The organism is Confluentibacter lentus, assembly GCF_002806995.1.
GTDB lineage: Bacteria > Bacteroidota > Bacteroidia > Flavobacteriales > Flavobacteriaceae > Confluentibacter > Confluentibacter lentus.
Window position 1 is genome coordinate 569,078 of record NZ_NIHE01000002.1, and the last position, 14,781, is coordinate 583,858.

Genomic DNA, 14,781 nt, shown 5'->3' on the forward strand with positions numbered 1-14,781 from the left:
CATTTTTCTAAAGAAACATCCTTTAACAAGCTGTATTCAAACGTAATATTTATACCTTTGTTGTGTGTAAACATTACCCTCCATGTTCAAAAACTTTTATTACTTTATTTTTATTGGTTTTCTTATTTTGAGTTCTTGCAAAGACGACCCAAAAATAAGTTTTTCAGACATAAATATTACCACTCAAGAAAACACTCTTGTTGAAGTTTTAATACCTGTCGCAACGGGAAATATAAACATTATTGATAATATAAATTCCGTTGTTAATAATCATGTTATAGAAATGCTCCGTTTGGACCCTTCAGAACCTGTGACCATCAAAACGATTGAAGAAGGTATTGATATTTTTAATGATGAATACAATCGCTTTAAAGCTGATTTCCCAGAAAGCTCTCAGCCTTGGGAAGCACAAATAGATGGCGAGATTATGTACCAATCACCCGAATTAATTAGCATATCACTAACATCCTATCTAGACACCGGTGGTGCCCATGGAAACCTAACCATTTCATTTTTAAATTTTGATGCCAAAACAGGAAAACCGATTAAAAATTCAGATTTATTTAAAAATATGGCTGATTTTAATGCATTGGCAAATCGCTATTTTGAAGATACCATTGAAGACAAAGATGTTCTCTTTGATCCTCAATCATTTAAATTACCCGAAAACATAGGCGTTAATGACGAAGGTGTTGTATTACTTTATAATGCTTATGAAATCGCACCTTACTCAGAAGGCATCATTGAATTTGTTATTCCTTTTGAAAATATAAATCCCCTTTTAAATTTTGATAGCGCGCAATAAAGCCATAATATAACCTATGTGCAATCCTTCGTGAAAAGCAGTGAATTGAAGGGCATCTTCAACACTTTTAAGCGTGTTGCCAGTTGTAACAACCACATATTCTTGATAATTTTGAAATACCCCATTATTATAATCTTCTTGGGTTTTTTGAATTGGAGAAAATAACAATCCTTTAATTTCTTCGACTTCATCTAAAGTTATAGGAGCTTCTGGCTTAGAACCTTTTCTATATTTTTCAACAAACGCATCGCTTACCATAAGAGGCAATCCAGATAATTTATAAACAAGTATTTGTTGTGAAACTATGAGGTGGGCAATATTCCAAATAATGTTGTTATTAAACCCTTTTGGGATTTTGTTTAAATCTTCTAACGAATTACTTTCTATTACGCTATGTAAATATTTCCTTGTGTTTGGTAAAACTTCAAATATAAAATCCATGAACTATGCTATATTAATTTTCGATAAATATACTTTTTTATGAAAACATTTCTTTTATATTGTAGTTAAATTTTCTAGATTTCCATGTGTAGTAAACAATAAAATCAATCAAATGAAAAAGGTATATTATTTAAAAACGTGTAGTACGTGTAACCGAATTTTAAAGGAATTAAATCTTCCCTCTGATTATATTTTACAGGATATTAAAACTGAAGAGATTACAGTGAAACAACTTGAAGAGATGAAAAAATTAGCTGGTAGCTATGAAGTACTTTTCAGTAAACGATCCAATCTTTACAAAGAAATGGATTTGAAAAACCAAGAGTTGACCGAACGTGATTATAAACACTATATTTTAGAACATTATACATTTTTAAGCAGGCCAGTCATTATATGTGATGACGCTATTTTTATAGGGAATTCCAGAAATGTTGTTGAAGCTGCTAAAAAGAAAATCAACAATTAATGGCATCCGCACCCATCATTACCTCCACACCCTTTTTTTGATTTAGTCGGTTTCCAAATAAACTTTCTGACCATAAAGATTATAGCCAAACCTACTGCAACGACAACTAATATGTTTTGTATTATGGTGTTCATGATGATGTTGGTCGGAAATCCTTTTATTTCCTTAAACTATTTTAAAAATTGAAACGCCAATAAGGCTACTATATAAGCAAAACTACTCATAATTATCAATTGTAAAGTAGGCCATTTCCAACTGTTTGTTTCACGTTTAACAATGGCTAATGTACTCATGCACTGCATGGCAAATGCGTAAAACAATAGTAATGATACTCCTGATGCAAAAGTAAATAAAGGGCCGCCAAGAATTGGGTTTACTTCACCTGCCATTCTGTTTTTAATGGTCTCTTCTTCATCGCTTCCTACACTATAAATGGTCGCTAGTGTGCCCACGAATACTTCGCGAGCAGCAAAACTACTCACAATGGCAATACCAATTTTCCAATCGTAACCCAAGGGTCTTATCGCAGGTTCTATAGCTCGACCCGTAATGCCAATAAATGAATATTCCAATTTTTGAGACGAAATTTTGCGTTGCAATTCGTCTTCACTTAAATTTTGGGAAGCATACTCTTTTTTCACGATGGTCTCTGCATCATTAAATTCTGGTCCAGGACCATAAGATGCCAAGCCCCAAAGTAAAATAGAAATGGCTAGAATTATTTTTCCTGCGCCAAAAACAAAGGATTTTGTTTTTTCAACAACCGTTAACACCACATTTTTAAATAAAGGCAGCTTGTAATTGGGCATCTCAATCACAAAAAATGTTTTGCTTTTGATTTTCAATATTTTGTTTAAGATGTATGCTGAAATTATCGCCGTACCAAATCCAATCAAGTACAATAACATAAGCGTAAGTGCTTGGTATCCTAAACCGAAAAAGCGTCCTTCTGGTATGACCAAAGAAATAATAATTAAATATACAGGAAGTCTTGCTGAACATGTTGTAAAAGGCGTTACCAAAATAGTAATCAAGCGTTCTTTCCAACTTTCAATATTTCTGGTGGCCATAATGGCAGGAATTGCACAGGCGGTACCTGATATGAGTGGCACCACACTTTTTCCACTTAACCCAAACCGTCTCATAATTCTATCCATTAAAAACACCACGCGACTCATATAGCCACTTTCCTCAAGAACAGAAATAAATAAAAATAAAAATGCTATTTGAGGAATAAAAATAACAATACCGCCCAGACCAGGAATGATACCTTCAGCTAATAGATTAGTAAAAACACCTGATGGCAATGCATTTTTTGCCCACTCACTTAAAGACGCAAAAACGCTATCAATAAAATCCATTGGCACACTGGACCAATCATAAATAGCTTGAAAAATGGTAAGTAAAATGATGAAGAAAATAAGATATCCCCAAACTTTATGGGTTAAAACCCTATCCAATTTCGTCCGTAAATCTTTAGCTTGTGAAGCATCAATTGTTTGTCCGTTTTTAAGAACATCATTTATAAACTGATATCTTTTAATGGTTTCCTTTTGCTGTAATCGTTTTAAATCGGCTTTACTTTTAGTCTTAAAATTAGCAATAGCATCAATTTCATTTCTATCTATTTTGCCGAAATTAACATCTTGCGTAATAACCAACCAAAGTTTATAAATTAATTGATTTGGAAATGCTTTTCGTAAATTATCAAAGTAGTCTTTATCAATTTCAGACGTGTCTAAACAAGGCGTTATAGAGATGTCTTTATAATTGGTTATTAAGTTTTTTAAATGGTCTATGCCTTCTTTTTTTCTGGTACTTACTAAAGCTACTTTGGTATTAAGACGCTCTTCTAGGTGATCAATATCCAAAGAAATACCTTTATACCGCATTCTATCTGCCATATTAATGACGAGAATGGTTGGTATCTCTAAATCTTTAATTTGAGTAAAAAGTAATAGGTTGCGTTTTAAATTTTCAACATCGCTCACTACAACAGCAACATCTGGAAAATCCTTATCATTTTTATTGAGCAGCAATTCTATAACTACGTTTTCATCAAGTGAAGACGCATTTAAACTGTACGTTCCCGGTAAATCAATGATATGAGCTTTAACACCTCTAGGTAGTTTACAAACACCTTGTTTTTTCTCGACGGTAATGCCTGGATAATTTCCAACCTTTTGATTGAGTCCTGTTAAGGCGTTAAAAACAGATGTTTTTCCAGTATTTGGATTACCAATTAAAGCCACATTTATTTGCTTACTCATAGCTCTATTTTTTCAATTAGAATGTGAGAAGCCGTTTCCTTTCTGATGGCCAAATGTGTTCCATTAATGTTTAAATACATGGGATCTTTAAACGGTGCCAACTGAACAAGTTCTACAAAATTACCTGGCAAACACCCCATTTCAAGCAACTTTAAAGGTATATGTATTGAAGAAACATCAGTAATAATACCGCGTTCGCCCCGTTTAAGATGTGCTAGTGTAATTTGCAAGCTTATTTAGATTGATTTTAAAGAAGCAAAAGTAAGGTAAAAGTTTATAGTTACAAAGTAACTAAGTTATAAAGTTTTCAAAGCTTGAGCTTAACAACAAACAATCAAAGATTTATTTTTCCTTTTTAAGGATTTTAATATCATCTAGCAAACGTTCAATATCTTCAGGTTTAGTGCCATCATAAAAACCTCTTATCTGTTTCTTTTTATCAATAAGCATGAAGTTTTCGGTGTGAATCATATCAAAGGGGCCGCCATCTCCATTGCTTTTAACTGCTAAATAGCTTTTTCTTGCTAGCTCGTAAATATGTTTTTTATCGCCAGTCACTAAATTCCACTTCGCATCATTAACGCCTTTTTCTTTAGCGTAACGTTTTAATTGTTCAACAGTATCTATTTCTGGGGTAACTGTGTGAGATAATAGCATGACTTCATTATCATCCATTATTTCTTTTTGAACATCGGCCATATGGCTAGTCATTATGGGGCAAATGGTTTGACAGGTTGTGAAAAAGAAATCGGCCACATAGATTTTATTTTGGTAATCATCTTGGGTAATGGTCTTTCCGTTTTGATTAATAAGTTTAAAATCGGCTATTTTATGATATTTTCTTTTGCTTTGAATGGTACTGTCAACCAATTCTGAATTAACCATTTCTGGCTGATAAACAGGTAAAGGCTTATAAACATTAAGTGTATCGTAAATTATCGTAACAATTATAATAGAAATAATGCCAAAAACAATAGCAAAAATTTTATACTCTTTAAAGAATGACTGCATTAAAACGAATAAAAATTAAATTAATACAAAAATACAATGAAATTAAAAGATGTACTGCCACATAATGGCTTAATTTCTTGTTAAATCACGTCACTATTTATAATTAGCTTTTTAAAGTTGGTTTAAAAGATTACTTTTGTGCGGTTATAAAAAAAAGCAATACATGTCTGTATTTTTAATAAAAGCGGCTCAATTATTATTAAGCCTTTCCATATTGGTAGTTTTACACGAACTGGGGCACTTTATCCCTGCTAAATTGTTTAAAACTAGGGTAGAAAAATTCTATTTGTTTTTTGATGTTAAGTTTTCATTGTTTAAAAAGAAAATAGGCGATACGGTTTATGGTATTGGCTGGTTACCATTAGGCGGCTATGTGAAAATTTCTGGAATGATTGATGAAAGTATGGACACTGAGCAAATGGCACAACCGCCACAGCCGTGGGAATTTCGCTCTAAGCCAGCATGGCAGCGATTAATTATTATGTTGGGTGGCGTTACGGTGAATTTTTTACTGGGCTTTTTTATTTATATGATGATATTGTTTGTATGGGGGAGAGATTACCAAAATACAGATGATATAAAATATGGGTTTGGAGTCACTAAAACCATGGAAAAATATGGTTTTAAGGATGGAGATAAAATAGTATCCATAAACAATATCCCTTTTGCAGAAACTGACAATATATCTGCCCATTTAATGTTTAGAAAAACGGAACATATAACGGTAAAAAGAATTGATGGCACTATTGAAGAGTTAAAATTACCTGAAAACATAGGAACAGAGCTTTTTGAAACAGGAGACATTCCTGCTTTAGCACCAAGGCAAAAATTCAAAATAGATTCTATAGTTCCTGATTCACCTGCATTTAAAGCAGGACTTTTGGATACAGATAAAATTTTAAGTGTTGACGGAAAAGAAATAAATTATTTTACCGATTTTACCTATGCTTTAAAAAACAGAAAAGAATCAAGTGTTAGCTTGGATGTTGAAAGAAATTCAGAAGTTAAAACTTTAAAAATAACTCCGACAGATGACAATAAAATTGGAGTAAGTATTGAAGGAATAGAAGATTCTTCAATTGTTATCAGACATCGGGATTATTCTTTTGGAGAAAGCATTGTATCCGGTTTTTCAGTGGGTTATTGGACCATTAAAGATTATTTGTCGCAGTTTAAATACATCTTTACTAAAAAAGGTGCCTCACAAATTGGTGGATTTGCTGCTATTGGCAAAATGTTCCCTGCAACATGGAACTGGGCCGCTTTTTGGCAATTAACAGCTTTCTTATCTATTATGCTTGCTGTGTTAAACTTATTGCCAATACCTGCTTTAGATGGTGGGCACGTTATGTTTTTGTTATATGAAATGATATCGGGCAGAAAACCTGGAGACAAGTTTATGGAATATGCGCAAATGGTTGGTTTCTTTATACTTATAGCCTTGGTTCTTTTTGCCAATGGGAACGATATTTTTAAAGCTATTTTTAATTAATATTTTTTTAATTTTTATATTGCAAAGTATAAAAATATATATATATTTGCGCTCGCAAAAGCGAAAAGAAACACTCCTCCTTAGCTCAGTTGGTTAGAGCATTTGACTGTTAATCAAAGGGTCCTTGGTTCGAGCCCAAGAGGGGGAGCAAAACAAGAAAAGACTTTACAGAAATGTAAGGTCTTTTTTGTTACTAGCAAGGTTATTAAGCACTAATACAAAATATTAAAAAAGATTACATCCGCTTAAACCTTTATACTAAAACTTTATCTAAGCATTATAATCATTAATAATATGAATACTAACATCCTAAAAAGCAAAGCATCATTTATAGTGTTCTTGTTTTCAGCCATTTTATTAACTAGTTGGAATCTTCCAATAAAAAACAAAGAAAAAAATAGCTCTGTTTTTATATCCCATTTTGAAAATATATTGGGAACTTCTTTTGAGATGAAAATAAAAACAACGTCAAACAAACAAGCCCTCATTGCTGAAAAAATTGCTTTAAATGAAATAAATAGACTTTCTAAAATATTAAGTGCATATGATACACAAAGCGAATTTAGTATTTGGATGCGTACCCAAAATATTCCTGTGAAAGCATCCAAAGAACTTATAGAAGTTTTAAGTTTATTCGATACATGGAAACAATATACCAATGGCACCATAAATCCTGCTTTTGAAGTGGTTAGCCAAGTTTGGGAAAATGCCGAAAACACACAAATTTCACCTTCAAAAAACGAGTTGCAAATGGCTGCAAATAAGGCCAATCAAACACACTGGAAAATTGATTATAAAAACGGCACCATTACACATCTTACAAACGCGCCATTAAAGCTAAATACCTTTGTGAAAAGTTATATTATAGATCGTGCCACAAAAAAAGTAATGGCAAATACTGATGTGGAAGGTGTTGTGATGAACATAGGAGGTGATATTTTTGTTGTTGGCAATCAAAACGAGACGATAGAAATTGCCAACCCAAAAGCCAGTGCTATTAACGATGCTGCCTTAGATGTTGTTAAAATTCAAAATAAATTTATCGCTACCAGTGGAAATTATAAAAGAGGCCATCTCATTAAAAATGAATGGTATTCACACATCATTAACCCAACAACAGGTATGCCGGCAGATAACATTATATCGGCTACTGTTATCGCAAATAATGCTATCGATGCGGGCGCATTAGCTACCGCTTTTAATATCATGACTATTGAGGAAAGTACTCAACTGGCTAATCAGTTTCCAGATGTAGCCTATCTTATTATTAACAAAGACGGAAAACGAATTGAAAGTGATAATTGGAAATCGGTTGAAATAACCAAACAAAATAATACTGATATTACTATTGCCAAAGATGGCCAGTGGAATCCAGCATATGAGTTAACCATCAATCTTGAATTGGCACAATTTAATGGTCCTTACAGAAGACCATTTGTTGCTATTTGGATTGAAAATCAAGACAAAACCCCCGTAAGAAACTTATTGGTTTGGTATAACAAACCAAAATGGCTGAGGGATTTGAAAGCTTGGTATCGAGCTAATTATGTAACTTTTAATGTAGAATCACAAACCATTAATTCCATATCGAGTGCCACAAGACCCCCTGGTAACTACGCTATTAAATGGGATGGTAAAAACGATAAAGGCGAATATGTAAAAGAAGGCACGTACATCGTAAATATTGAAGTTGTTAGAGAACACGGCACTTACCAATTAATAACCCAAGATATTAAGATAAATAATAAAGCGAATAAAATTGAATTGGCTAAAAACCCTGAAGTAGCTTCTGCTTCTTTAGAAATTAAAAAGAAATAAAATGGCTAAGAAGTTAATAGCCAAATATTCAAGATGGCTACATATTTATCTGTCAATGGTTAGCTTTATAATTGTGTTGTTTTTTTCAATTACAGGCCTAACGTTAAACCATGCCGATTTTTTCCAAAAAAACACTTCCATTACACAACATAAAGGCACATTAGAGCCTAGTTGGGTAAATGCTACGGACACATTGAAAATTAAAAAGCTTGAGATTGTAGAACACTTTAGAAATACATATAAAGTAAAAGGTGCTGTTGCCGATTTTAACATTTATGACAGTGAAATAAGTGTTACTTTTAAAGCTCCGGGTTATGCTGCTGATGTATTTATAAATCGGTCTGATGCCAGTTACTCCTTAATGGAAACCAATCAAGGTTTAATGGGGTTTTTTAATGATTTACACAAAGGAAGGGATACTGGCAAAGCATGGCTATGGGTTATTGACATATCTGCAATTTTAATGACCGTAATTTCACTATCGGGCCTCATCCTATTGTTATATATTAAGAAAAAAAGGTTGGCGGGGATTGTATTGCTTTTTACTGGATTGGTTATAATTTATGTCATCTACCATTTTTGGGGGCAATAAAAAGAAACAAAAAAGGTAAATCAACCCTAATAATAGATGTTGTTTTATCAGTTAAATATTCTTAAGAATCTAGTTAGGCTTACTGTTCAATTACCCTTTAATTTTTTCATTTGCTTTACTAGGTAATACTTTAAAACCCATATTAAAAAGTGTAAATACAAAAATATCTGCATATTCCTCAATGGTTTTGTTTACAGGTGTTCCTGTCCCATGACCTGCATCGGTTTCAATGCGTATCAATGTTGGATTATTTCCCGATTGCTTGCTTTGTAATTCGGCTGCAAATTTAAAACTATGTGCTGGTACCACACGGTCATCATGCTCGGCAGTTGTGATTAAAGTTGCAGGATATGCTACACCAGCTTTCACATTATGAACTGGGGAATACCCTTTTATATACTCAAACATCTCTTTGCTTTGTTCGGATGTACCATAATCGTAAGCCCAACCCGCGCCTGCCGTAAATGTATGGTAGCGTAACATATCTAAAACCCCAACAGCAGGCAGTGCTACTTTTGCTAAATCAGGTCTCTGTGTCATGACGGCACCCACCAATAAACCCCCATTGGAACCACCTCTTAAAGCCAAATAATTTGAAGACGTATAGTTGTTTTTTATTAAATATTCTGCGGCGGCAATAAAATCGTCAAACACATTTTGTTTTTTCAATTGTGTTCCGGCGTCATGCCATGACCGACCATATTCGCCACCGCCACGTAAATTTGGTATGGCTAATACGCCCCCTTGTTCCATCCAAATGGCGTTGGCTATACTAAAGGCTGGTGTTAAACTAATATTAAAACCACCATAACCGTAAAGTATTGTTGGATTTTTTCCATTTAGCTCCAATCCTTTTTTATAAGTAATCAACATGGGGATTTTTGTCCCATCCTTTGAATTATAAAAAACGTGTTTGCTTTCATAATCATTACTGTTGAAATCTATTTTTGGAAACCAATATAATTTGGTTTCACCTGTTTTGGGATTCAACGAATAAATTCTAGAAGGCGTATTGTAATTGGTGAATAAATAGTATAGTGTTGTATCTTCTTTTTTTCCAGAGAAACCAGACACCGTTCCTAATCCTGGCAACTCTATATCACTTATTAATTTACCATGGTAATCGTATTGCTTTACTTTAGATATGGCATCTACCATATATTCGCAAAAAAAATAACCTCCACCAACCGAAACATTTAATACATGGTCTGTTTCAGGAATGACATCGATCCAATCATCTGGATTTGGGTTTAAAGCATCAGCTTTAACGATCCTTTTATTGGGCGCATTTAAGTTTGTTACCAAATATAATGTGCTGCCATTGTTTTCAATGATGGAAGTATCGCTCTCTGTATCATTCAAAATGGTTATAAACGGACTGTTTTTAACTGATAAATCTTTAATTAAAAGCTTATTCCCTGATGTTGAAATTCTAGGTGTTAGAATTAAATACTTATTGTCTTCAGTAACATGAGCATAAATATAACGATGCTTTTCTTCAGCCGTCCCTCCAAAAATCAAAGTATCTTCTTTTTGAGGCGTTCCTAATTTATGGTAATATACTTTATGCTGATCTGTTTTAGCTGAAAGCTCGCTCCCTATGGGTTTGTCGTAACTGGAATAATAAAAGCCTTCGTTTTTGTACCATGATATTTGGGTGAATTTTATATCGATGAGGGTGTCTTCTGTAACCTTTTTAGTTTCAGCATCCATGACTAGAATTTTTCTCCAATCACTACCACCTTCCGAAATAGAATAGGCGACAATACTGCCATCTTTTGAAAAGCTTAAAGCATCTAAAGAGGTTGTGCCATCTTTCGAAAACGTGTTTGGGTCTAAAAATAGTTCTTCATCTTCACTGCCCATTTTTTTCCTATAAACAACATATTGATTTTGTAAGCCATCATTTTTGGAAAAGTACATGTAGTCGCCTTCTTTAAAAGGGGCGCTTACTTTTTCGTAATTCCAAAGGTTTGAAAGGCGTTCTTTAAGTTCCTCTCTAAAAGGAATGTTTTCCAGATAATTACTTGTAACCTCATTTTGAGCTTTTACCCAAGCTTCAGTTTCCTTGCTTCTATCATCTTCTAACCAACGGTAAGGATCCTTAACTTTAACATCAAAATAGGTATCAATACTGTCTACAGTTTTTGTTTTAGGGTAGTTTATTTCAATCACTTCTTCCTTGGATTATTTTTTGTTACAAGCTAACAATATCATAAGGGCAAAAATAGATAGGGTTATCTTTTTCATCAATAAGTAGGTTTATAACAAAAATAAGCAAAAAAAAGCTCCTATGTAACATAGAAGCTTTAGTCTAACTAAGATAAATAAAGGTTTACACTAATTTTTTATCAATTAAATATTCAGCAATTTGTATGGCATTGGTTGCGGCGCCTTTTCTCAAATTATCGGCAACAATCCACATATTTAATGTATTTGGTTGTGATTCATCCCTACGCAAACGACCCACAAAAACTTCATCTTTATCATGCGCAAACATAGGCATGGGATACGTGTTGGTTGCCGTATTATCTTGTAAAACAACACCAGGTGTTTCACTGATGATTTGTCGAACATCGGCTAAATCAAAATCGTTTTCAAACTGAACGTTTACAGATTCTGAATGCCCTCCAGACGTGGGAACACGCACAGCCGTAGCCGTTACCGAAAATGTTTTGTCGTTAAATATTTTTTGAGGCTCTCTGGCCAATTTCATTTCTTCTTTAGTATAACCATTTTCTAAAAACACATCACAATGTGGCAGCACATTTCTGCTAATTGGATACGGATATGCCATATCCCCTTTTATACCTGCAATTTCGTTTTCCAATTGTTTTACGGCTTTAACACCAGTACCTGAAACGGATTGGTAAGTTGAAACCACAATACGTTTCATTTTGTATTTTTTATGTAGTTGCGATAACGCCAAAACCATTTGTATGGTTGAACAATTAGGATTTGCTATAATCTTATCGTCTTTGGTCAATTCATTGGCATTAATTTCTGGAACTATTAATTTTTTAGTCGGATCCATGCGCCATGCAGATGAATTATCAACCACCGTTGTGCCAGCTTCGGCAAACTTGGGAGCCCATTCTAAAGACGTGTCTCCTCCAGCGGAAAAAATAGCTATTTGAGGTTTTGCAGCAACCGCATCAGCCAACCCAATAACAGTATATTCCTTATTTTTATATGTCAATTTTTTTCCTACTGAACGCTCTGAAGCTACTAACAATAATTCGGTAACAGGGAAATTACGTTCTTCCAATACTTTTAACATCACTTCGCCCACCATTCCAGTGGCGCCAACAACAGCTACTTTCATTTTTCTTATATTAATTATTTTTAATGGTAAAATGAACATTCAAATAATCATTTTAAATAATGATTAAATCTTTATTATGAATATTTCATTTCTTTACTTTTTATTAAATTACTCGACAAAACTAATTATTAATTCTATTTTAAAATCAAAAAAAAGCCCTTGTTTTCATGAAACAAGGGCTTTTTAACAACAAATAACACGTTGTTATATATTTAACAGTTTGTTATTTTTTTAACAAATCCCTGATTTGAATTAATAATTCTTCTTGGGTTGGACCAGCTGGTGGCGCAGGAGCAGCCTCCTCTTTCTTTTTCATTTTGTTAATCGCTTTTATAATCATAAACATTACGAAAGCCACGATAATAAAATCAATTAAGCTTGTTATAAAACTGCCATAGAGAACAGCTATTTCTCCCGTTACATTTCCTGCTTCATCAAGAGTTCCTGGGGTAATGACGTATTTTAAATCATTGAAATCGGATTGGAAAATCAATCCAACAAGTGGTGACACAATCCCTCCTGTAAATGTTGTGACTACTTTATTAAAAGCGGCACCCATTACAAAAGCAACGGCAATATCTACCAAGTTGCCTTTCATTGCAAATTCCTTAAATTCTTTTAGCATTCCCATAATTAAAATCGGTTTTATAGTTAGTGAATCACTAAAATAGTTAAAAATTGGCAAATGTTATTATCTGCTAACGTTATTATTTTAACAAAACACGTTTAACTCTTTGGGATATAGAAGTTATGAGTTCGTATGAAATAGTGCTGGCAGATTCGGCTAAAGTTTCAGCTGAAGTATATTCGGGGCCGAAAACAATTACCTCATCACCTTCTTGACAATCAATATTGGTGATGTTCACCATAATCATATCCATACACACATTGCCAACAATAGGTGCTTTTTTTCCATTGATGGTAACAAATCCTTTTCCGTTGCCATAAATTCTATTAATCCCATCGGCATGCCCAATAGGAAGAGTTGCAGTCATCAACAACAACTCACTTTTAAATGCCCGATTATAGCCAACAGATTCTCCTTTTTCAATAGTATGAATTTGCGAAATAATAGTTTTTAATGTGGCTATGGGCTTCAGATTTTTACTTTCCTTTACAGAATTTCCAAAACCATACAATCCAATACCAGTTCTCACCATATCAAAATGTGCTTCGGGATAATTTAAAATCCCTGATGTGTTGCACATGTGGCGAATAGGGGCATATCCTATTAAATCAATAAGCTTTTCTGAATATTTTTTAAATTTATTTATTTGATTTAAAGTAAATTCCCTTTCATTTAAATCTTCACTAGCGGCCAAATGTGAGAACAAAGATTTGACTTTAACAACATTCGTTTTATCTAAAGTATTGGCAATAAAATCGATATTACTTTCATCAAAACCCAATCGGTTTAATCCGGTGTTGAATTTAATATGAACCGGATAATTGGTTTGATTTTCTTCCGAAGCTACTTTAATAAATGTTTCTAAAATTTTCTTGCTGTATAAATTTGGTTCTAGGCAATATGCAATCAACGTTTTAAAATTAACGGCAATAGGATGTAGCACCAAAATAGATTTTGTAACGCCAGCTTCTCTTAAAGCAACCCCTTCATTGGCATAGGCTACCGCAAAATAATCAACGTTTAGGGTTTCTAAATATTTAGCAATTTCTCTAGCATCGTTTCCGTAAGCGAATGCTTTTACAACTGCTAAAACTTTGGTATGATTTTTAAGTTTGGATTTAAGATGCGTAAAATTATGTTTTAAAGCGTTTAAATCTATTTCTAAAACGGTTTCTTGTGCTTTAGGCATTCGTGTCTGTTGGTTTGTTTGGGATTTCTTCTGGATCGTTCACTTTCATATTTCTAACTTTGTCACGCGTCATGGCTTTATAAAAAGCAGCTCTGCTTAAAGGTTCGTATTCATCGGTTTCACCTAAAAGTACCAAATTATCGTTTTTAGATTTTCTATAGCTATACTGTGCCAAATTGCCTGTTCTTGTACAAACGGCGTGTACCTTGGTCACATAATCGGCTGTTGCCATTAAATTGGGCATGGGACCAAACGGATTTCCTTTAAAATCCATATCCAATCCGGCCACAATAACGCGCACGCCTTTATTGGCCAAATCATTGCAAACACGAACAATTTCATCATCAAAAAATTGGGCTTCATCTATGCCAACCACATCGCAACCATCAGCTAAAATAGGGATATTCGCTGCTGCGGGAACGGCCGTAGAACGTATTTCATTAGCATCATGCGACACCACTTTATCTTCGTTATAACGCACATCAATTGCAGGTTTAAAAATCTCAACTTTTTGTTTTGCAAATTGTGCACGCTTGAGTCTGCGGATTAATTCTTCTGTTTTTCCAGAAAACATAGAACCACAGATAACTTCAATCCACCCAAATTGTTCTTTATGATTTACCGTATTTTCAAGAAACATTTCGTAATTTTAACACTAAAACAAAGCCTTTTTTCGTTCGTATAAAGGTGACATAAATTTATTAAAAATCAAAAGCCCAAATAGCATTAATTTTAAAATAACAA

General features: G+C 33.6%; 14 protein-coding genes, 1 tRNA gene and 1 pseudogene. 6 read left to right on the forward strand and 10 right to left on the reverse strand.

Features of this window, described 5'->3' with window-relative positions; genetic code table 11:
• Positions 1-82 precede the first annotated feature (82 nt).
• Positions 83-805 (forward strand): DUF3298 and DUF4163 domain-containing protein, encoded by a 723-nt coding sequence (locus CDH50_RS06415; RefSeq protein ID WP_100611176.1) that lies wholly within the window; start codon positions 83-85, stop codon positions 803-805.
• Here the strand turns inward: CDH50_RS06415 and CDH50_RS06420 are convergent.
• Complete coding sequence (locus CDH50_RS06420; protein WP_100611177.1) at positions 782-1,246, reverse strand: DinB family protein; 465 nt, start codon at positions 1,244-1,246, stop codon at positions 782-784. The two genes, CDH50_RS06415 and CDH50_RS06420, sit on opposite strands and share 24 nt — an antisense overlap.
• 112 nt (positions 1,247-1,358) lie before the next feature.
• Here CDH50_RS06420 and CDH50_RS06425 point away from each other — a divergent pair, with 112 nt between their 5' ends.
• On the forward strand, positions 1,359-1,712 hold the full coding sequence (locus CDH50_RS06425; RefSeq protein ID WP_100611178.1) for an arsenate reductase family protein: 354 nt from the start codon (positions 1,359-1,361) through the stop codon (positions 1,710-1,712).
• Here CDH50_RS06425 and CDH50_RS15315 read toward each other — a convergent pair.
• The 4 genes from CDH50_RS15315 to CDH50_RS06445 form a co-directional block, all read right to left on the reverse strand.
• Entirely contained in the window at positions 1,709-1,846 is a 138-nt protein-coding gene (locus CDH50_RS15315; protein WP_100611179.1) for a FeoB-associated Cys-rich membrane protein, read from the reverse strand. The genes CDH50_RS06425 and CDH50_RS15315 overlap by 4 nt on opposite strands.
• A 36-nt stretch (positions 1,847-1,882) precedes the next feature.
• Complete coding sequence (gene feoB, locus CDH50_RS06435; RefSeq protein ID WP_100611180.1) at positions 1,883-3,982, reverse strand: ferrous iron transport protein B; 2,100 nt, start codon at positions 3,980-3,982, stop codon at positions 1,883-1,885.
• A complete protein-coding gene (locus CDH50_RS06440) occupies positions 3,979-4,212 on the reverse strand; it encodes a FeoA family protein (protein ID WP_100611181.1) in 234 nt (77 codons plus the stop codon). Before CDH50_RS06440 ends, feoB begins: the two co-directional genes overlap by 4 nt.
• Before the next feature lie 112 nt (positions 4,213-4,324).
• Complete coding sequence (locus tag CDH50_RS06445; protein ID WP_100611182.1) at positions 4,325-4,993, reverse strand: SCO family protein; 669 nt, start codon at positions 4,991-4,993, stop codon at positions 4,325-4,327.
• 163 nt (positions 4,994-5,156) lie between these two features.
• Here CDH50_RS06445 and rseP point away from each other — a divergent pair, with 163 nt between their 5' ends.
• The 4 genes from rseP (at position 5,157) to CDH50_RS06465 (ending at position 8,895) form a co-directional block, all read left to right on the forward strand.
• Entirely contained in the window at positions 5,157-6,485 is a 1,329-nt protein-coding gene (gene rseP / locus CDH50_RS06450; protein WP_100611183.1) for an RIP metalloprotease RseP, read from the forward strand.
• Positions 6,486-6,559: 74 nt separating this feature from the next.
• A tRNA-Asn gene (locus CDH50_RS06455) sits at positions 6,560-6,633 on the forward strand.
• A 146-nt stretch (positions 6,634-6,779) separates the two neighbouring features.
• A complete protein-coding gene (locus tag CDH50_RS06460; protein WP_100611184.1) occupies positions 6,780-8,303 on the forward strand; it encodes a DUF2271 domain-containing protein in 1,524 nt (507 codons plus the stop codon).
• A gap of 1 nt (position 8,304) precedes the next feature.
• Entirely contained in the window at positions 8,305-8,895 is a 591-nt protein-coding gene (locus CDH50_RS06465; RefSeq protein WP_100611185.1) for a PepSY-associated TM helix domain-containing protein, read from the forward strand.
• Between the two features lie 90 nt (positions 8,896-8,985).
• On the opposite strand, the pseudogene CDH50_RS06470 reads toward CDH50_RS06465, so the two are convergent.
• From CDH50_RS06470 to CDH50_RS06490, 5 genes and pseudogenes are all read right to left on the reverse strand, one after another.
• Positions 8,986-11,145 (reverse strand): annotated as a pseudogene (locus CDH50_RS06470) (prolyl oligopeptidase family serine peptidase).
• A gap of 85 nt (positions 11,146-11,230) precedes the next feature.
• Positions 11,231-12,220, reverse strand: coding sequence for an aspartate-semialdehyde dehydrogenase (locus tag CDH50_RS06475; RefSeq protein WP_100611278.1), 990 nt, complete (start codon positions 12,218-12,220; stop codon positions 11,231-11,233).
• Between the two features lie 223 nt (positions 12,221-12,443).
• Positions 12,444-12,851 carry a large-conductance mechanosensitive channel protein MscL gene (gene mscL, locus CDH50_RS06480; RefSeq protein ID WP_198513441.1) on the reverse strand — a complete coding sequence of 136 codons (408 nt, stop codon included), beginning with the start codon at positions 12,849-12,851 and terminating at the stop codon, positions 12,444-12,446.
• 76 nt (positions 12,852-12,927) lie between these two features.
• Complete coding sequence (alr, locus tag CDH50_RS06485; protein WP_100611186.1) at positions 12,928-14,037, reverse strand: alanine racemase; 1,110 nt, start codon at positions 14,035-14,037, stop codon at positions 12,928-12,930.
• Positions 14,030-14,677, reverse strand: coding sequence for a thymidine kinase (locus CDH50_RS06490; RefSeq protein ID WP_100611187.1), 648 nt, complete (start codon positions 14,675-14,677; stop codon positions 14,030-14,032). The genes alr and CDH50_RS06490 overlap by 8 nt, the downstream gene beginning before the upstream one ends.
• Positions 14,678-14,781 lie beyond the last annotated feature (104 nt).